Origin of the sequence: Emticicia aquatilis (assembly GCF_014644295.1) — a bacterium.
In the GTDB taxonomy this organism is placed as follows: Bacteria; Bacteroidota; Bacteroidia; order Cytophagales; family Spirosomataceae; genus Emticicia; species Emticicia aquatilis.
In genome coordinates, this window is sequence record NZ_BMKK01000002.1 from 190,771 (window position 1) to 210,017 (window position 19,247).

Below are 19,247 nucleotides of genomic sequence, written 5' to 3' on the forward strand. Positions count from 1 at the left end.
ATTTTTGTTTCAATCCTTTTTTATTTGGAGCACATTTTTTGAATCTTAATTATTTTGCATAATTCTAAAAATTTAATTGTAGTATTTATTCTTTAACTATAGATTAACCCAGCAGAGTTTCATAAGTTTTTCTTTTATTCCATAATAACATGTTATACGTCATATAACTTTGTGCTGACTGCTGCTTAGGTAATTAAATTTTTAATTAAAATACACTTAAGTGATGGTAAAAATTAAATTGATAATATTTTTTTACCGAGCGTCGGTCGCCACGGAGTTGCCCAGAGTTTAAAAATCACAGAGTTTTTCTATTTTTTCTTTGTGTAACTCCGTGTTGTACTTCGTGTACCTCTGTGGTAGAATACTATCAATTAAATAGTTCTTTATACTTACATACAATTAGCAAATATTTTCAGATTGTTTGATGATTATCCGTATTATCAAAGGTTTATAGAATTCTAAGTAATATACAATTTGAAACATTGGAATATTTAGACTAATGTTTCAGTTATCATTAAAATGTGAATGTAGGAATGATTACTTATACTGTGTAGTGGAGTTTTTTTAAAAACAGCGGCATACATATAAACTCACAATTTATTGATTTTACTCTCCAAACTAATTATTGTTCGACCAATGGTTTTATAAAATCGGTGAATGGTAGTTTTAATACCTAATTTTTAGTAACAAATTGTATTTATTTAATGTACAGGTATATTTCAGATTGGATATGTTTTTGATTTTTTTTACCTCTAATCGCCCAGTATCAGTAACACACTTCCGAACCTTTGTAAAGTTTTAATCCATTGATAATCATATAAAAAATAGATAAAAGTTTAAGTAATAGGTAAGGTACAGTACAAAGTCTACTAATTAATTTAGATGTATTGTATAAAATCATTTTAACCTAAAGCATATTTTACCTATGAGCGATTTTTACAGTCGGTTTATAGACTTTTTTTTTATATGAAGTTAGTTGAGCAGAAATTTAGGAATAAAATTATTTTTTTAGGTACTTGTTAGAAAGCTTAAATAATAATACACGCCTTATTATTTTTCATCTTCAACTTAATATTATGAAATATTTTTTATTTACAATCGGACTTCATAATAATGATAAGGGAATTTGGTTTGATGATGTAATAGTGAAAGGTCCGCAAGTTCCTGACCATTTAGATTTGATTGAGGTCTTGAAATCAAGGTATTTCTCAAAAATTATTGGAGTTACAGGTATTAAAGAGGTTCAATATGAGAAGAATCGGATTCAAGTTATTGTAATGAATAGATAATTCAAAATTTCATTCTCACATAAACTTATAATAATTGATACATAGTAAATATCCCCCTAAATAAGATATTATATATATATTACAGCGAAGGAGGTTCTTCGTCCATTTTGGTGAAATAAGGTGTACCCAATAGTTTAGACAGTATTTTTACTATTGTTGTTGTAAATTTTTCTTTTTTTGCTACTTTTTTTCTTTTGTTAATTGCTGTGGAAAAGTAGATAACTATGCCGCTTTTGAATAGACCTTATCAGGGGTTAAATAGTCTAAGCTCTGATGAAATCGTCTCTGATTATAAAATTCAAAGTATTCTTCTAACCCCTTATTCAACTCTGTTCCACTTTGATAAGATTTTAGGTAAATATCCGCTTCGGCGGTCCGATTCATATTTGACGCTTTTCCAAACTCTCTCTACAAAAATATTATCAATAGCTCTCCCTTTACCGTCCATCGAAATCTGTATTTGATTGTCCTTGAGAATTTGTGTAAAGGTATTAGAAGTAAATTGTGAACCCTGGTCAGTGTTGAAAATTTCGGGTTTTCCAAACTCCCCAATGGTATCTTTTAGGACTTCGGCACACCACTTAGCTTCCATTGTATTGCTAACCGACCATGTTAAAACTTTTCTTGAAAATAAATCTACAATCGCTATCAAATACATAAATCCCTTTGCCATCGGAATATAGGTGATGTCGGTTGCCCATACTTGATTCGGTCGCATAACCTTCAAGCCTTTTAGTAAATATGGGTAAATCGTATGCTCTTTATTTGGTAAAGATGTATTTGGCTTGCGATATACTGCTTCTATACCCATTTTTCGCATTATTCGCTGTACCCGTTTATGATTGACTGAATAACCCAAACTCCTCAAATGTGCAGTCATTCGACGGATGCCATAGAAGGGAGTTTTGAGGTATTGTTTATCTAATTCTGTCATTAAAATTAGGTTTTGGTCGCTTTCCTGACCTACTGGTTTATAATAAATCCGTGAACGGCATAAACCTAATAAATGACATTGATGACTGATACTAAGGTCTTGATTTAACTTCTCTACAAGTTTTATACGTTCTGATGACGGCTTGGCTACAACTTTTTTTTTAGAAAGGCAATGTCCATTTGCAATCTCCCTATTTGCTCATATAAGACCGATGTATCCTCCGACTTTTCTTTCTTACTCTCTGAATCTTGCTCGAATACTAAATTCGCTCCTGCTAAAAATGCCTTCTTCCAATCGCTAATCTGTGTAGGATGCAGTTCGTACTTGGCTGCTAATTCTGAAAGTGTTTGCTTTTCCTTAATAGCTTCTATGGCAACTTTTGCCTTAAAATCCGAACTGAAATCCCATTGTTTTAATGTTTAAACAGTGATTAATTATCTTGCCTGTCTAAATTTTGGGGTACATTATAAGGAATTTGATGAGTTATTAGAAAAGTTGCGAAGAAAAGTATGGCTTAAAATAGGACAAAATGCACTACCAAGTCTCGGTATTATTGATAGAGAAAACGTTCGTTGGTGCAATACTCGTTCTTTAAATGAGATGTTTTTTGGGAACAAAAAAGTAAAAGGTATAAAAAGACATGTAATAGTCGATAATAATTGATTTCTATTAGTAATCATAATAACAGTAGCTAATATTCATGATTGACAAGCCACCTTACAATTGATGCAGGTTTTAAAAAATTTATGAAGCAGAGCGAAAGTGATTTTAGCAAATGCGAGGTTATGGAGGAGAAATAATAGAACAAATAAAAAGGAATTTTGACTATTTGCTCCAAATAACGTTAAGAATAGGTAGAAATATCTTTCAGCAACCTGAATGATAGGTAATCAAACGAAAATTTTCTTGGTTCGATGACTGAAAGCTATGTCATTATTATGAATTATTGATGGAAACTGCCGAAGAAATGGTAAAAATATTAGCTATAAAACTTTTAATTAATAAAAATTAAACATGGTCTTAGTTGAAAGAATTTAAATAAGCTATCGCAGTTATACTCGTAAATTCGTCAATTCTCGGAATGTTGGTAATTTATACTGTTATCCATTTAATTGTAATGAGTGATTTTAAAACATTTTATTACATGAAGATAAATTTTATTTTTTATTGATGAAAAATGTGGAGTTTCTTATGCTATATGTTACTACAATGTTCATTTGTCTTGTCAATTATTGTCCCCACTTGTAATTTATAGACCGCAAATTGCCTCAAGTAAACTCGAATTTACCTTAATTAATTCAAATTAACTAATGTAAACCCTAATTAACCCAAATGTGGTTAGTTAGGGTTTTGTAGTTTAGTACAACAATAAAATAATACAAATACATGCAAACAACAATGCGAACAGGTAGAGCTTTGCAATTAGATGAAATTGCGAACTCTCGAAACAAAGTAACACTTGGCTTTAAATGTAGTCCACAATTGAAAATCGGTTTAGCTAAGGAAGCACAAAGTTTTAGTATGAGTCTTTCAGAGTATGTAGAAGCGATTGTAGAAAATCGAAATACTCACAACAAAACTCAACAATTAAATGAAGTAAATGATAGTGAGGCTTTAATTTGGCAGCTTAATGCACAAGTTAAAGAATTAACAAGGAAGCTCTCTTTTTTCTATGAGGAACCAATGATGAAAAACACTTTTTTAAAATACCGTGGTCAGATTATTCCATATACTGATAAGGATGGAATCTCAAGAAAAGATGCGATAACGAGTATTGAAGATGTGTACAAGATTTTATTTAAAACCAATAAACTTTCTTAAAGCCATGTTTATACAAACAGAAAATCCATTTGGAGAGATAATGCCAGTACCTTATTCTCCTTCGTCATTAATGGAAATTACTCCTTCAAGTAAACCCTCAAATATTTGGAAATTTATTTTGGGTATTTCTATTTTCATAGGTGGAGTATTCGTTTTCTTTGTTTTAAAAAAAAAAAATGAAGAAGCGGGAGCCGCAAATATTGAATTTCAAAAAGTGGAGAGCGGTTTAAACCAAAATGAAATTGTTTAAACCATGTTTAAACCGAGATTTTGTTTAAACTAAAAATATCAATAAAAAAGCCTTATAATCTATTTATTATAAGGCTTTTAACTCTGCTCCCGAAGCTGGGCTCGAACCAGCGACCCTCTGATTAACAGTTATGTAAACTTGCCTTATGATACCCTCTTTTATCTACGTTTTATAGCTTTTTTGTGCAAAAATAGCTCTTTTTTGACCTTTTTTTTCGCTTGTTAATGCTTGTTTGAGGTTGATTGACTACCTTTGTATTGCATATTGTATTGCATATTGTATTGCATATTTTATTCTGAAACATCATGGCATTAGCAACTATAAAACTTTTTTTAGATACCCGACAAATGAAAGTTGAGGGTATTGGCATGGTCAAAATTTTGACTACTTTCAAACGTCAGCAGAAGCTTTATACTACTGGAATAAAAGTATCTTCTCTTGATTGGGCAAAACTTCAAAGGAATGTTGATGAAAATGGACTGTCTTCAAAATTGAGAGATAGTAAGTTCATCGACCTTTACACCCAACTCTATGGAGAGAACAGTTCGCTAAAACGAGCTAAAGTTATTCTTGAAAAATTAGGTGATGATTTTACATTTGAAGACTTTAAGTATCTATTTAGTAAACCTACTGAAAGTGTAGAAATTAGTAATAAGGAAACCAATAATATACTTATTGCTCTTGAGAATAAATCAAAAGAGATGTTAAAAAATGAAAGAATTTCCAGTGCAGACCTTTATCAAACTGTTGCTAATTCTTTGAAAAGATTCCTTACATCATTGAGTAATGATGAGCGATTCGAACTAAAATTGCCAATTTTGAGTAAAAGTAAGATAGAAAAGCCTTTTTTAGATTTTATTCATATCACCCCCGCTTTTCTATTGAAATATGAAAAATGGATGCTGAAATTTGGTAAAATGGCTCAAAAGCAGGGGAACGTGTCCATGCCTGCAAGCCAAACAACTGTTGGTATTTATTTGCGACAACTTCGCACTATTTATAATGATGCAATTGGAAAGGGAATAGTGAACCGAGATTTATATCCGTTTGCTCAAAAAGGTTATGTAATACCTTCAGGCAGAAATGATAAAAAAGCCCTAACTAAAGAAGAGGTTAAAAAAATTATGACTTATGATGCACAGCCCGATAGTTTTGAGCAACGAAGCCGTGATTTGTGGATTTTTAGTTACCTCTCAAATGGAATGAATTTTTCAGACATTTGTCGCCTTACTTGGGGAGATGTAAATGGAAATCAAGTGAAATTCATAAGAAAAAAGACTGCTAATAGTAAGAAATCTGACCAAAAGAAAATAACTGTTACGTTATTCCCTGAAAGTTTTGAAATCATTGAGCGGTGGGGAAATAAAGATAAAAGTCAAGATGCTTATCTTTTTCCATTCATTAATGAGTTGATGGACGAGCGACATAAAAAAGCCACAATTCATCAAGTAATTAAAATTACAAACAAATGGGTCAATCGCATTGCTGAAAAGCTGGGTATCGAAGGAGATGTAAATACCTATCATGCTCGACACTCTTTTGCTACCATCTTATTAAGAAGTGATGCTCCGATTCCATTTATTAGTCAATCACTCGGACATTCAAATATTGCCACGACCGAAGCGTATTTAGGCTCTTTTGAAGACGAACAAGTACAAGGGTATTTGAAAGCATTGATATAATTATGGAGAAAAGGTTATAGGTACTTTTTAAATTTATGAAATATAATTCAAAAATAACTCGATACCCCCAACTGAAATACTCCAGTTTTTGAAGGTGGATTACCCAATAAATCCCATTGTTTTTGAATGCGATAATTGAAGCGAATGACCGTTGACGGGATTGGTCGCCAACTGATTGCAGGCATAATTGAAATAACTTCGTCATAGATTTTATCTCCTGTTTCGGTAAATTTACCTACATTCCAATCCACTCGCTCGATACGACAAGCAATATTGAAAGTGGAATTAGGAAAGCCCAATAATGGCTTTTTATAAACTGGTTGCACAATATCCACAAATCCACCACTTTGTTTACTGCCATATTGCACGGCATAATTGTTAGGTAAATCAACATTTACCCATGCCCATTCGGTTATAATTGATGTTTTAGTTTTTTTGATAGTGGTGTTAAAATCTATGGCAAATACATTTAACGCTCTTTTAGGTGCTAAGATAAAACCATCATCTTGAAATTTATTATAGACACCTCCCATGTATGAAAGCCCAAATTCTCCAATTTTTCGGTTTCTGATGGCTATTTTACCAGTAAAAAGAGCTTGCCCATTACTACTTTCTTCAAAACGGTTTTTATTGGCTTTTGCAGTTGGTAAGGATGTTCGGCTATTTCCATTATCAATTATGGTTTCATCAAAACCATTTGTTAAATAGGCTTCATAAGCAAATACCCATTGTTTGCTGTATTTTTTGCCATAAAAACCCATTCCTACATTGCTAAACGTTGCAGGGAGCATTTGGGTAGCCGAAATAGGTCTATCACTAAATTCCCATTTTGGGCCATCATGGTTTTGGTTAAATGCACCAATCGGATTCATAATAATACCACCTCGAAAATTAAAGAGATTATTGAATTGAAAATCAATGGCAGCAAATTCGATATTGATTTCTTTTGTACCGTCTTCAAATTCAATTTCTGACATAAATTTAATTTTTTGATGCAAACTTCCCCCTAAAAATAAGGTCATTCTTCGCATTTGAAAAGAAAACCCTTCTCCAATACCATCAGTAATACCAAAATTTGTATTCATTTCTGCATATCCCCCAACGCCCAATGGAGTACGCCCAACCTGTAAAAATGGACGACTATACACCGCATCAATATTCATTTTGGTAGAATCTAAAATCGGTTTTCGTCTGAATAATGTGGTATCTATTTGGGCAAAAATATTTTGAGTTAAGCCCAATAAAAATAACCAAAATAAGTATGTTTTTTTCATCACTATTTAAGCTAAATTGATGTAAATATATTCTTGGTCAGTTTTTACAGCGAAAGTTCTCAATGCTTTTTCGGCAGGTCCTTGCGTTACTTTTCCTTTGTTATCAAATTCGCTACCATGTCCTTCACAAACCAAATAATTACCATGAGGTTGCACTTCATTTCCTTGATGCGTACATTCTAAATAAATGGCAGAATATTGGTCTTCATCCAAACGAAAAACGGCTATTGGAAAACCTAATTTTTCATATTTTGCAACGATTACGTTTCGCATACTTTGCTTGTCTTTCTTTATTTCGACAAACTCACTTTTTTTGATAACCAAGTCATTTTGTTTCAAATCAACTTGTTTGGCATAATAGGCTGAACTACAACCTTGTAAGGCGAGCGTTAAGGCACTGCCACCGATACAACTCAAACAGCTTGTACGAATAAAATCACGTCTTTTCATATTATAGGCTTTCTAAAAACTTTATCAATTCTTGTTTTTCTTTACTACTCAATGCTGCATATTTTTGCCTACTTTTGAGTGCTTCCCCACTATGTAATAAAATAGCTTCTTCAATACTTTTGGCACGTCCATCGTGCATTAAATGTACCTTTCCCCCCTGAGAATCTTTGGCTAAACCCAAGCCCCAAAGTGGTGTAGTACGCCATTCAAAAGTTTTTGCAGAACCTTCCGTATAATTATCATCTAAATCTTTGCCCATGTCGTGCATGAGCAAATCGGTATATGCGGCAAATGTTTTATTGTTTAATCCTTGAATGGTCGAGTTTGCCGTTTTCATGCTTGGAGTATGGCAAGCTCCACACTGATTTTTAACAAACAATTCCTTCCCCGCCTTTACTTCTGTTGATTCGACACTTCTTTGAATGGGAGCTTTCAATGTTTGTAAATAATGTACTACATCAGCAATTTCGGCATTAGTTACTTCGGGGTCTAATGCCTCCTTGCTATATGTGTCGTTTGGAGAGTAAGCACTTACTATGCCCATGTCTTGGTTATAGGCATTTACTGTTTGATTGAATAAATTATATACTCCTGCTTTTCTGCCAAAACGACCAATATATTTGCCATTTTTAGTAATAGCATTAGGTTTTGGTGTTAAAAAATTGGCTAATTCAATCCAATTTGGTATGCCAGAAATACCATCATTGTCTTTATCATCAGGGTCTGACAATGCCAAAATATCAGCATCAGAAACGGCTTCTAAAAAACCTAAGCCAGTATTAGATGGAGCAATAAAAGTGGCTTGTGAAGCCCCAGAAGGAATATTTTCAGGATTAAATCCTGTAATGGCTCTATGCTGTAATTGTGGACCACCCAGCAACAGAAATTTATTTCCAGTTTCGTCAGTTTGTCCAAAACGAATTAGACTTGTTGAAGGATGTCCTTTGCCATCGCCAGCATGACAACTGATGCAAGAATTTGATACGAATAAAGGACCTAAACCAGTATTGGCAGTAAAAACCTTTGCAAAAGCGGCATCTCCTCTAAGAAATTGAGCAGTTTCGGCAGTGGTTAAATCTTTTATTGTACCATCTAAAACAGCATTTTCGTAGGGAGAAACAGGCAATAGTTTTTCACAAGCCGTAGCAATGAAAAATCCAAATGTGATGATAGATAAAGTATATTTTGCTTTCATCTTGTTTTGTTTTACAATTCAGAAAGACAAATGTAGAATAATTTAGATTAATCTAAAAATATTATTAGGTATATTGTTTTAATGTTTTAAATATGGGCTAAAAATAAAAACACTACTCAGATATTTCTGAATAGTGTTTGCTAAAATTGTAAAACCTATTAAATGAATTAATTACTATCACTCGTTAATTTATCACGATTTTTTACTTCGTCAAAATGTTCGTCATAGTCTGAGCGTAGTGTTCCCATTGTTCTATCCCAAAAGGTAAAGTAAAGTCCATAATTTCCTTTGAAATACTGATGGTGCAAATTATGATTGACCGAAGTATTTATCCATTTTCCAAACCAGTTTCTACTAAACCCTTTTGGATAAAGTTCAAAACCAAGATGTCCATAAACATTATAGGCAAGGCTACAAATAAAGAATACCACCAAATGATAATCATTCAAAGGCATAATTAGCAATAATAAAACAAAAATTCCTGACTCAACAATTGCCTCCAAAGGGTGAAAAGCATACGCTGCCAAAGGTGTTGGATTGGTAGATTTATGATGTACCAAATGAAATAATTTGAATAATCTTTTATCGTGCATCAATCGGTGCATCCAGTAAAAATAAGTGTCGTGAATGACTATCATTAAAATAAATGCAATACAAAAATAAGTGATACTATGCTCATGAATATTAGAATAATACAATGTATAGGGTCTTATATTATCATTAAGGAGCATTATTACAGGCGGGAGCGTGAAAATCATAATCGAGAGAATTGAGAAAAAAACTTCTCTCTGATAGTCTTTTAATTCGGGAAATTTGAGTTGTATTTTCTTGAAAGCAATCTTTTTTTTCAAGAAAATATAAAAAATCAAGAAAGTAATGCCAGCGATAACGCTGTAATTTCGGGCATTTTCAAGTAGAATAGAGATGATTTTTGACCAATCCATAAATTTGTTGTTTTATATTTTATACAAATTTATGGTCAGTAATAGCGAAAAAAAATAACTCAGGTTACTTTCGACCTAATGCTAATCTTTTTCTAATTCTGCTTAAACTTTGGGGTTCGATTCCTAAAAAAGAAGCAGTATATTTGATTGGAATTCGGTTGTTTGCAGTTGGAAATTGTTGTAAAAATTTCAAATATCTTTCAGTAAGTGTTTCTTTTCTTTCTGCTTCGTTGGCTTTTATTTGCATCAACGATTCGTCAAAAAGTAAATGTCGAAAAATAGATTCAAATTTAGGATTTAATTCAAGAATTTTTGGAAGGTCGGCTTTATTTAAAATTATTGCTTCGCAGTCTTCTAAGGCTACAAAATTTTTATGTGAGGGAATTGGCTGTAAAAGCCCCTCCAAATAGGTAAAAAAACAATTTTCAAAAATAAACTGAGTTGTTAATTCTTTACCGTTGTCGTATAAAAAACTACGAATAAGCCCTGAATTGAGGAAACCGATAAATTGACAATAATTGCCTTCTTTTATTATAAATTCATTTTTAGAATATTTTTTGACAGAAAGATATGGCTGAACTAATAATATCTCATCATCCGAAATTTTAACTTTTGAACTAATAAAATCTTTAAGTTTTTCAAACATTTTTTTAGTTCTGTTTTATAAGTTTTACTTTAGAATAGACCTCGAAATTTTTATTGGGTTCAGCAATTTCAAAAGTTTCTTCAATTTCCTTATCGTTCAATATTCGGTATGTTTCTCTGGCTCGATAGCCTTTGGGTATGTTTTCGATAGCAACCGATGTAAATACCAATGTTTTCTTATCGTCAGATATATTTTCCATTTCAAATTCATTTACAAAACTTTCAATGTGAAACTGACGAAGTTTAAACTTTTTGAGTGCCTTGTCATAACTAAAATAGCCAAAATCCTCATGTATTTCACCTTGAGGATTTTGGTTGGTAGGCTCATAAGTAGATTTGTTTTTAATCTCTATAAAATTTTTGTTCAGTACAAATTGATAACTTCTTTGATATTTCCCCTTGCCAGGTTCTCCGCCACCTTCGCCTACCCAACTACCAATAAATGGCTTTAAAGGAAGCCAAAGACTATCTTTTTTTGAATACTGAGCAAAAATAAAACTGGGTGTAAACAGAAGTATTAAAATTGACTTTTTCATAGATTTATCTTAAATAATTAGTCTGCAAATTATAAAAATTAGTTCAATAAGCAATTTTATAGAGGTAATCAAATATTTTGTCTGCACCCAATTTTTTCTTTATAAATGTAAAACTAATCAGCAATTTTTAAAACTTCATGTTTTGAATCCTAACGGCATTTAAAATTGCCAATAGAGCTACGCCAACATCGGCAAAAACAGCTTCCCACATCGTTGCTAAACCACCTGCTCCTAATAATAACACAACGGCTTTTACAGCAAACGCAAGCGTGATATTTTGCCAAACAATGCGTTTGGTTTGCTTTCCAATATTAATAGCCATTGGTATTTTTGATGGTTTATCATCTTGAATAACAATGTCGGCAGTTTCGATGGTGGCATCACTTCCAAGTCCTCCCATTGCTATGCCCACATTACTTAATGCAACTACTGGTGCATCGTTTACTCCATCGCCAACGAAACATACGGTTTCATTGAGTGCCTTAAATTCTTTGACCTTGTTTACTTTATCTTCGGGAAGCAAATCACCGAATGAATTTGTTATCCCCAATTTATCAGCTACAAACTTTACAACATTATTTTTATCACCACTGAGCATTACGGTATTTACACCCAATGCTTTTAGCTTATTCACAGTTTCTTGGGCATCTTCTTTAATACTATCGGCAATGGTCAAGTAGCCCACAAACTTTTTATTATAGGCAATGGCTATCAATGTATAAACAATAGTTGTCGGGTCAATATCATAATGGATAGAAAATTTATCCATTAATTTGAAATTTCCAACTAATAATTCTTTGTCATTTATTTCAGCTTTAAGTCCATGTCCTGATATTTCTTCTACATTTTTCAGTTCGATGGTCGAGTCAATCTCTCCAACAAAATTATGAATGGCAGTAGCCACTGGATGCGTACTTTGACTTTCCAAAGCATTGACCATTTTTAAGATTTCATCTTTATTAAAATCTTGCTTTATAATAACTTCTTGTACTTTAAACACCCCTTCGGTCATTGTACCTGTTTTGTCCATCACTACGTTTTGGATACTGGCGATAATGTCCAAAAAATTGCTTCCTTTGAAAAGAATACCATGCTTACTGGCGGCACCAATGCCTCCGAAATAGCCCAAAGGAATTGAAATAACCAAAGCACAAGGGCATGAAATAACTAAGAACACCAAAGCTCTGTATAGCCATTGACTAAATACATAATTCTCAACAAAAAGCATAGGTATTATACAAATCAATACAGCCAATAAAACAACAATCGGTGTATAAATTTTGGCAAATTTTCTAATGAAAAGCTCTGTTGGAGCTTTTTGAGCCGTAGCATTTTGTACCAATTCCAAGATTTTCGACAATTTACTATCTTTATAAGCTGTTGTAACTTTGACTTGCGAAACCGTATTAAGATTTATCATTCCTGCCAACACTATTTCACCTTTTGCTTTGGTATTGGGCTTGCTTTCGCCTGTCAATGCTGCGGTATTGAAAGAGGCAGTTTCAGAGAGTAGTTCACCATCTAAACCCAATTTTTCACCTGCTTTTAGTTGAATAATATCACCAATATTTACCGATTCTGCTTTAATAGTTTTTGCTTGATTATTTTGTAAAATCGTTACTTCGTCGGGGCGTTGGTCAAGTAAGGTTTTGATATTTGCCTTGGCTCTTTTGACTGCCAAAGTTTGGAAAACTTCACCCACAGCATAAAAAAGCATCACTGCTACACCTTCGGGATATTCGCCAATGGCAAAAGCTCCGATGGTAGCAATGCTCATTAACAAAAATTCAGAAAAGATTTCTCCTTTACCAATGCTTTCTATTGCTTCTTTTAGCACGGGAAAACCAACAGGTAAGTAAGCAACACCATACCAAATAATCCGAACCCAACCTGTAAACCACGATTGAGGGAAATAATTATCTAATGCAATGGCAATGAGTAATAAAGCCAAGCTAATGATGGCTGGCAAAAACATTTTGAAAGTGCTTTCATTTCCTCCCGAATGGTCGTGTCCATCATCGTCTGAATGCTCATCGTGTTTTGGTTCATCAATTGCACAACAACCTACCTCTTTGTGTTCTTTCTTTAATTGTTTATGGGCTACCATATTGATTTTTTCTTCTTGCGTACAACAAAGTTGTTTGCCGTCCTTGTCATAAATGTGTTTATGTTCCATTGTTCTGAATTTTAAAATTAAAAAAACAAATTAGTGATTATGCTCATCACCGCCTTCCGAATTCGACATAGTAGATTGCAAATAGTAAGCACCTTTTGCCACTATTTTTGCTCCAGCAGGTATTTCTTGCAAAGGCGTTACTTGCACAAACCCCAATTGAGTTGTTCCTGTTTTCACTTCAATTCGCTTGAAATGAACACCCGTATCAACCTCTTGTCCTTTGCCTTTTGGCTCTTCCTCATGTTCTTCTTGAATAAAAATAAACTCCTTACCTTCAGCTTTGGCAATCGCATCTATTGGCAAAGTTTCTACATCATTTTTACCAATATCAATTAAGGCATTTACGTACATTCCTGGAATCAGTCCAATCGTAGAATTATTGATGTCGGCATGAACCGCTACTGATTTTGATTCATTTTGAAAAGCCTTTCCAACGCTAAAAATACGACCGATAATTTCTTGGTTTCCTTGATTGGTCAAAACAAACCGAACACTTTGCCCTACTTTTATACGGAATAGGTCTTTTTCATAAACCAATAAATCAACGTGCATTTTAGAATTATCTACAATGGAAAATAAAGTATTATTAGCTGAAATACTACTTCCAATTTTCACTTTCACTTCTGTTATATAACCCGAAATTGGAGCTACGATAGAAAGTATTGAAGCATTTTCATTACCACCAAGCAAAAGATTTTGGTCTAAAATAATGATTTGATTTTCAGTATTTCTGATTTTATTCTTGATGGATTCCAGCTCAGTATTGATTTTCTGAAAAGTTTTTTTTGCCGTTACATTTTCATCGCTCAATTCTTTCTGACGAGCAAACTCCAACTCTAAAAAATCTTTGCTTACTTTAGCTTGTTGCAATTCTTCGGTCAATTTGGCTTTTGCTAAACGGATATTGTTGAATTCCATGCTCTGAAATGTTGCCAATGTCTGCCCTTTTTTTACAAATTGCCCCTCGATAACGGCAATCGTTTTGATAATTCCACCCAAAAACACCGACACATCGGCTTGATTCTGAGGGGGAAGTTTAGTGTAGCCATTAGCTGTGATAACTTCACTTAGGTTTTTCTTTTCAAAACTCCCGAAAACTATTTGAGCCGATTTTACTTGGGCAGGTGTAAGTTCTACTGCACCAGTTTCATCGTGGTGTTCTTCTTCGGTTGCTGTTTCTGTACTTGCTGTTTTGTTACAGGCAATCATCAACGAAATTCCGATGATTGCGATTAAATATTTATATGATTGATTGACTTTCATTTGCTTAAAATTAATTGTTTAACAAATATTGAATATTGGTTGCATTTTGGTTGAAAGCATTGATTGCGTGCAAATAATTTTGCTGAATGCTCAAAACCGTTTCTAAACTTTGTAGATATTCTACATAACCTACTTCTCCACTTTGATAGGCTTTTGTAGCATTTTTGGTTATGATTTCAGCATTTGGCAACGCCGTTTGCACATAATAATCAATCATTGATTGATTGGTTTTCTGCTCTTGAATTTGCTGCAAAAGTTGGCTATTCAGTTGGTTTTTAAGGTATTCTGAACTTTTTTGTTGAACCTGAATTTCAGTTTCTGATGCTTGAATGCGGGCTTTATTGGCTTTACCAAAAATAGGGATACTCATACCCAAATTCACACCTTGAAAGCGAGGAACACCATTGTAGAAAACCGTTTTATCATTAACCAACTGATTACCTGTGAGCGATTGCAGGAAATATCCAGCCGAAAATTCGGGTTTTGCGATAGCTTTTTCAAGGTTTTTGTTAGCTGTTGCTATCTCAATTTGTTGCAAAGCCATTTGTAAAACAGGATTTTGATTAATAAAAGTCGAATCGGCAAAAGATACCTTTGAGGGTAAAAATGAAGTTTCAACAATCGTAAAATCATTGTTTATATTCAATATGCTTTTTAGTTTAATTTTTTCACTTAAAATCAAACTTTCATTTTGTTTTCTGACCTGTATTAAACCTTGCTGCTTGGTTTCGGCAGTAGTTTTTTCTAACAATGTACTCTCACCTGTTTTTAGTTTCAGATTTGCTGCCTTTACAAATTGTTGCAAATAATCGTCTTGCTTAACCAATAATTGATTTATTGCCATTAAATACAAAATGGTGTTCCAAGATTGCCGAATCTGAAAAGCAATGTCGTGCTTAGTTACTATCAATTTCAGTTCACTACTCTTGATGTTTTCATTGATAAGCTGTTTTTTTGCTTGAAACTGAAATGGGCTAAACCCTTGCGAAACGCTAAAATTTTGGTCAAAACTTCGGGTATTGTATTGCCCCAGCATGGCATTTACATTTGTTTTTGGAAGCTCCCTTGCCGTTGGTTTTAGCTGATTTTGCATTTTAACCGCCAATTCATTGGCTTGTACCAAGGCATTATTTTTCATTCCTAAATCAATGGCTTGTTGTAAACTAAGCGGTGTTTGAGCATGAGCAAAACTACTTGACAGCAAGAATCCCAAGATTATTATAGAAACAATTTTGGAAACTTTGGGCATTCTTAACCCTTTTTCAAGCAACAAATACAAAATTGGTAGCACAATTAAGGTGAGCAATGTTGCCGTTATTAACCCTCCAATTACAACAGTTGCCAAAGGTTTTTGAACTTCCGCACCAGCACCGCTACTTAAAGCCATAGGCAAAAAGCCCAACGAAGCTACGGCGGCGGTCATTACCACGGGTCGTAATCTTACTTTTGTACCTTCTTTGATTCTTTCTAAAACATTGTCCCATCCTTCGGCTTTGAGTTGATTGAAATAGCCAATCAATACGATTCCGTTCAAAACTGCCACACCAAATAAAGCAATAAAGCCAATGCCTGCCGAAATACTGAACGGCATGCCCCGCAACCAAAGGGCAAAAACACCGCCAATAGCAGAAAGTGGAATGGCAGTAAAAATCAATATTGATTGTTTGATGGAATTGAAAGTGAAGTAGAGCAAGACAAAAATCAAAAGCAAAGCTACGGGTACGGCTATGGCAAGGCGTTTGTTGGCTTCTACCAAGTTTTCAAACTGCCCACCGTAGGTTACATAATAGCCTTCGGGAAGTTTGAGTTTTGCATCTAATTTTGCTTGTATATCATTGACCACACTTTTCACATCACGTCCACGCACATTCAGACCTATCACAATTCTACGCCTGCCATCTTCACGGCTTATTTGTGCAGGTCCTTGTTCAAAATTCACATCGGCTACTTGCTCCAAAGGAATTTGGTTGCCATTGGGTAGGCTTACAAATATATTTTTCACATTAGAAATATCCTGACGAAAATCTTTGTCCAACCTCACCACCAAATCATAGCGTTTTTCGCCTTCATAAACTGTTCCTGTGGCTTCCCCTGCAAAACCAGTTCGTACAACTTTGTTCAAGTCGCCCACATTTAAGCCATATAATGCCAGTTTATCTGGATTATAACGAACAGTAATTTGCGGCATACCTGTTACCTGCTCTGCTTTTATATCTGCTAATCCTTCTATGTTTCCTATTAATCCAATGGTATTATTGGCTGCAGCTGCTAATTTTTCTAAATCTTCCCCAAAAATCTTAATTGCAATATCGCTTCTTACTCCTGTCATTAACTCATTGAAACGCATCTGAATCGGCTGAGAAACCTCAAAACCTACGCCTGGTATTTTCTCCATTTCTTCTTTCATTAAATCTGCCAATTCGTAGAAATCTTTGGTGGTTGTCCACTCTTTTTTGTCTTTCAAAATGATAATCAAATCGCCTGTTTCAATAGGCATTGGGTCGGTTGGAATCTCAGCAGAACCAATTTTAGAAACTACTTCCACCACTTCGGGAAACTTCGCTTTTAGTAGTTTTTCTAATTTTGTGGCTGTTTCAATACTCATATTCAATGAACTACCCCCTGCATTTCTAAAATTGATGGCATAATCTCCTTCCTCCAAAGTAGGGATAAATTCGCCACCCATTCTGCTAAAAACAAACAAGGCAATCAGAAATAAGGCAACCGAAGCACTTAATATGATGGTTTTTAATTGCAAGGCTTTGTCCAAAATAGGTTGATAGAAGCGATAAATAAAATCAATTATTTTATCTGAAATATTCTTTTTATGGCTAATGTTTTTACTTAAAAACAAAGCAGAAGCCATCGGAACGTAGGTGAGCGACAAAATAAATGCCCCCAAAATAGCAAACGAAACGGTTTGAGCCATTGGTTTAAACATCTTGCCTTCCGTGCCAACCAATGCCAAAATAGGTAGATAAACAATCAAAATAATAATCTCACCGAAAGCAGCACTACTTCTGATTTTTGTTGATGCCTGTAAAACTTCTTCATCCATCTGTTGAGCGGTAAGCCTTCCTTCTTTGTTTAGATGCAATCGGTGAATGACGGCTTCTACTATAATAACCGCACCATCCACAATCAAACCAAAATCTATTGCTCCTAAACTCATCAAATTGCCACTTACACCAAATAAATTCATCATTATTACGGCAAAAAGCAATGCCAATGGAATAACGGAAGCCACCACCAAACCTGCTCGCCAATTTCCTAAAAGCAGAACCAATACAAATATTACAATCAAAGCACCTTCCAAAAGGTTAGTCTCTACAGTACCTATGGCATTGTTTACCAATTTTGTACGGTCTATAAATGGTTCAAGAGTTACACCTTCAGGCAATGATTTTCTGATTTGTTCGACCTTCGCCTTTGTTCTATTCACAACTGCCGACGAATTTTCTCCTTTGAGCATCAGCACCATTCCGCCTACTACTTCGCCCTTACCGTCTTTCGTTACAGCACCATAACGCAATGCCGAACCTTCCTGTACTTTTGCCACATCACGAATGAGAATTGGAACTCCGTTTGAATTTTTTACAACTATTTTTTCAATGTCGGCAATGCTTTTTACCATACCCAGAGCCCTGATAAAGTAAACATAAGGTTGTTTGTCGATGTATGCACCTCCTGTATTTTCATTATTTTTTTCGAGTGCCTCAAAAATATCAGTGATAGTTGTATTCATACTTTTCAATCGGTCGGGCTGCACAGCTATTTCGTACTGTTTGAGATTTCCACCCAAGGTGGTAACTTCCGCAATTCCTGCCGTTCCAAGCAATTGAGGTTTTACTATCCAATCTTGAATACTTCGAAGTTTAGAAGCATCGTATTGGCTTTCAAAGCCCTTTTTTGCAAAAATTACATATTGGTAAATTTCGCCCAATCCTGTGCTTATGGGGGCTAACTCTGGAATTCCTGCACCTTTAGGAATAAGTCTTTCCGCATCTTTGAGTTTTTCGCTCATTTGCTGCCTTGCCCAGTAAATATCCACATCTTCCTCAAAAACGAGGGTAATCACGCTCAACCCAAAGCGAGAAAACGAACGCATTTCTACGATTTTTGGAATCGTTTTCATGGTTTGTTCAATAGGATAAGTAATAAACTGCTCTACCTCTTGGGTTGCCAAAGTAGGTGCAGTAGTAATGACTTGTACCTGATTATTTGTAATATCGGGCAGGGCATCAATGGGCAGGCGGCTTACATTATAAATTCCGACCAATACCAAAGCGGCTGTACACAAGCCAACGATAAATTTGTTTTTTATCGAGAAATGAATGATTTTATCTAACATATTTTGCATCTAATTTTGAAAAAATTCATAAATAGCCATAAGCAAAGAATCCTGCTGAGTAAAATTTCAGCAAGTAGCAAAGGCAATAATTTTCAAGAATTAGATTTTGGGCGGTTGCCAAATATTTCCGTAGAAATCAGAAATAAAAGAAGTATTGTAGAAATTTACAGTTACTTTTTCAGATAAAAAATTGGGTTCTATTACCGAAATGAGGGGAGAGAATGAAAAATTTAAGACAATATTTGTACCACAACAAGCACAAATACAGAAAGGTGAACAAGTTTCGGTATCCTCTTGGTGGGTGCTATGGTTGGTTTCTGAAAATGCTATTTTTTCATTATCTACTACTTTACAATCTTCCACATCTCCGCAAGGCAGACACGAAAGTACAAGTAAGTAAATGGATAATATGATTGAAAATGCTTTCATACAGCAAA

15 protein-coding genes and 1 pseudogene are annotated in these 19,247 nt (G+C 34.2%); 5 read left to right on the plus strand and 11 right to left on the minus strand.

The genetic code is table 11. The features are described from left to right. Positions 1–1,076: 1,076 nt before the first annotated feature. Entirely contained in the window at positions 1,077–1,289 is a 213-nt protein-coding gene (locus IEX65_RS04955) for a hypothetical protein (protein ID WP_188764924.1), read from the plus strand. 222 nt (positions 1,290–1,511) lie between these two features. Here the strand turns inward: IEX65_RS04955 and IEX65_RS04960 are convergent. Next, positions 1,512–2,624 (minus strand): annotated as a pseudogene (locus IEX65_RS04960) (IS3 family transposase); the annotation flags it as partial. A gap of 25 nt (positions 2,625–2,649) precedes the next feature. Here IEX65_RS04960 and IEX65_RS04965 point away from each other — a divergent pair. From IEX65_RS04965 to IEX65_RS04980, 4 genes are all read left to right on the plus strand, one after another. Then, a complete protein-coding gene (locus IEX65_RS04965; RefSeq protein WP_188765401.1) occupies positions 2,650–2,886 on the plus strand; it encodes a hypothetical protein in 237 nt (78 codons plus the stop codon). A 723-nt stretch (positions 2,887–3,609) separates the two neighbouring features. Then, entirely contained in the window at positions 3,610–4,044 is a 435-nt protein-coding gene (locus IEX65_RS04970) for a hypothetical protein (RefSeq protein WP_188764925.1), read from the plus strand. A 4-nt stretch (positions 4,045–4,048) separates the two neighbouring features. Next, positions 4,049–4,294: a hypothetical protein gene (locus tag IEX65_RS04975; RefSeq protein ID WP_188764926.1), complete on the plus strand. Its 246-nt coding sequence runs from the start codon at positions 4,049–4,051 to the stop codon at positions 4,292–4,294. Between the two features lie 305 nt (positions 4,295–4,599). Further along, complete coding sequence (locus IEX65_RS04980; protein WP_188764927.1) at positions 4,600–5,976, plus strand: tyrosine-type recombinase/integrase; 1,377 nt, start codon at positions 4,600–4,602, stop codon at positions 5,974–5,976. Positions 5,977–6,023: 47 nt separating this feature from the next. Here the strand turns inward: IEX65_RS04980 and IEX65_RS04985 are convergent, their stop codons facing one another. The 10 genes from IEX65_RS04985 to IEX65_RS05030 all read right to left on the minus strand — a co-directional run bounded on the left by IEX65_RS04985 (position 6,024) and on the right by IEX65_RS05030 (position 19,239). After that, positions 6,024–7,250, minus strand: a complete 1,227-nt coding sequence (locus IEX65_RS04985) for a hypothetical protein (protein WP_188764928.1) — start codon at positions 7,248–7,250, stop codon at positions 6,024–6,026. 6 nt (positions 7,251–7,256) lie between these two features. Then, positions 7,257–7,700 carry a QcrA and Rieske domain-containing protein gene (locus tag IEX65_RS04990; protein WP_188764929.1) on the minus strand — a complete coding sequence of 148 codons (444 nt, stop codon included), beginning with the start codon at positions 7,698–7,700 and terminating at the stop codon, positions 7,257–7,259. Between the two features lies 1 nt (position 7,701). After that, positions 7,702–8,895, minus strand: coding sequence for a di-heme oxidoredictase family protein (locus IEX65_RS04995; protein ID WP_188764930.1), 1,194 nt, complete (start codon positions 8,893–8,895; stop codon positions 7,702–7,704). 167 nt (positions 8,896–9,062) lie between these two features. Then, positions 9,063–9,839, minus strand: coding sequence for a sterol desaturase family protein (locus IEX65_RS05000; protein WP_188764931.1), 777 nt, complete (start codon positions 9,837–9,839; stop codon positions 9,063–9,065). 64 nt (positions 9,840–9,903) lie between these two features. Continuing rightward, the gene (locus IEX65_RS05005; RefSeq protein ID WP_188764932.1) at positions 9,904–10,485 is read right to left on the minus strand and encodes a Crp/Fnr family transcriptional regulator; all 582 of its coding nucleotides are present in this window, start codon (positions 10,483–10,485) and stop codon (positions 9,904–9,906) included. Between the two features lie 4 nt (positions 10,486–10,489). Then, a complete protein-coding gene (locus tag IEX65_RS05010) occupies positions 10,490–11,020 on the minus strand; it encodes a hypothetical protein (RefSeq protein WP_188764933.1) in 531 nt (176 codons plus the stop codon). A gap of 127 nt (positions 11,021–11,147) precedes the next feature. Continuing rightward, positions 11,148–13,196 (minus strand): heavy metal translocating P-type ATPase, encoded by a 2,049-nt coding sequence (locus IEX65_RS05015; protein ID WP_188764934.1) that lies wholly within the window; start codon positions 13,194–13,196, stop codon positions 11,148–11,150. A gap of 30 nt (positions 13,197–13,226) precedes the next feature. After that, the gene (locus IEX65_RS05020; protein WP_188764935.1) at positions 13,227–14,459 is read right to left on the minus strand and encodes an efflux RND transporter periplasmic adaptor subunit; all 1,233 of its coding nucleotides are present in this window, start codon (positions 14,457–14,459) and stop codon (positions 13,227–13,229) included. A gap of 10 nt (positions 14,460–14,469) precedes the next feature. Then, on the minus strand, positions 14,470–18,810 hold the full coding sequence (locus tag IEX65_RS05025) for a CusA/CzcA family heavy metal efflux RND transporter (RefSeq protein ID WP_188765385.1): 4,341 nt from the start codon (positions 18,808–18,810) through the stop codon (positions 14,470–14,472). A gap of 99 nt (positions 18,811–18,909) precedes the next feature. After that, complete coding sequence (locus tag IEX65_RS05030) at positions 18,910–19,239, minus strand: DUF6660 family protein (protein ID WP_229250527.1); 330 nt, start codon at positions 19,237–19,239, stop codon at positions 18,910–18,912. Positions 19,240–19,247 lie beyond the last annotated feature (8 nt).

Coding starts and splice junctions, on each gene's coding strand:
- IEX65_RS04955 (WP_188764924.1), top strand. CDS start 1,077: ATGAAATATTTTTTATTTACAATCGGACTTCATAATAATGATAAGGGA.
- IEX65_RS04970 (WP_188764925.1), top strand. CDS start 3,610: ATGCAAACAACAATGCGAACAGGTAGAGCTTTGCAATTAGATGAAATT.
- IEX65_RS04975 (WP_188764926.1), top strand. CDS start 4,049: ATGTTTATACAAACAGAAAATCCATTTGGAGAGATAATGCCAGTACCT.
- IEX65_RS04980 (WP_188764927.1), top strand. CDS start 4,600: ATGGCATTAGCAACTATAAAACTTTTTTTAGATACCCGACAAATGAAA.
- IEX65_RS04985 (WP_188764928.1), bottom strand. CDS start 7,250: ATGAAAAAAACATACTTATTTTGGTTATTTTTATTGGGCTTAACTCAA.
- IEX65_RS04990 (WP_188764929.1), bottom strand. CDS start 7,700: ATGAAAAGACGTGATTTTATTCGTACAAGCTGTTTGAGTTGTATCGGT.
- IEX65_RS04995 (WP_188764930.1), bottom strand. CDS start 8,895: ATGAAAGCAAAATATACTTTATCTATCATCACATTTGGATTTTTCATT.
- IEX65_RS05000 (WP_188764931.1), bottom strand. CDS start 9,839: ATGGATTGGTCAAAAATCATCTCTATTCTACTTGAAAATGCCCGAAAT.
- IEX65_RS05005 (WP_188764932.1), bottom strand. CDS start 10,485: ATGTTTGAAAAACTTAAAGATTTTATTAGTTCAAAAGTTAAAATTTCG.
- IEX65_RS05010 (WP_188764933.1), bottom strand. CDS start 11,020: ATGAAAAAGTCAATTTTAATACTTCTGTTTACACCCAGTTTTATTTTT.
- IEX65_RS05015 (WP_188764934.1), bottom strand. CDS start 13,196: ATGGAACATAAACACATTTATGACAAGGACGGCAAACAACTTTGTTGT.
- IEX65_RS05020 (WP_188764935.1), bottom strand. CDS start 14,459: ATGAAAGTCAATCAATCATATAAATATTTAATCGCAATCATCGGAATT.
- IEX65_RS05025 (WP_188765385.1), bottom strand. CDS start 18,810: ATGTTAGATAAAATCATTCATTTCTCGATAAAAAACAAATTTATCGTT.
- IEX65_RS05030 (WP_229250527.1), bottom strand. CDS start 19,239: ATGAAAGCATTTTCAATCATATTATCCATTTACTTACTTGTACTTTCG.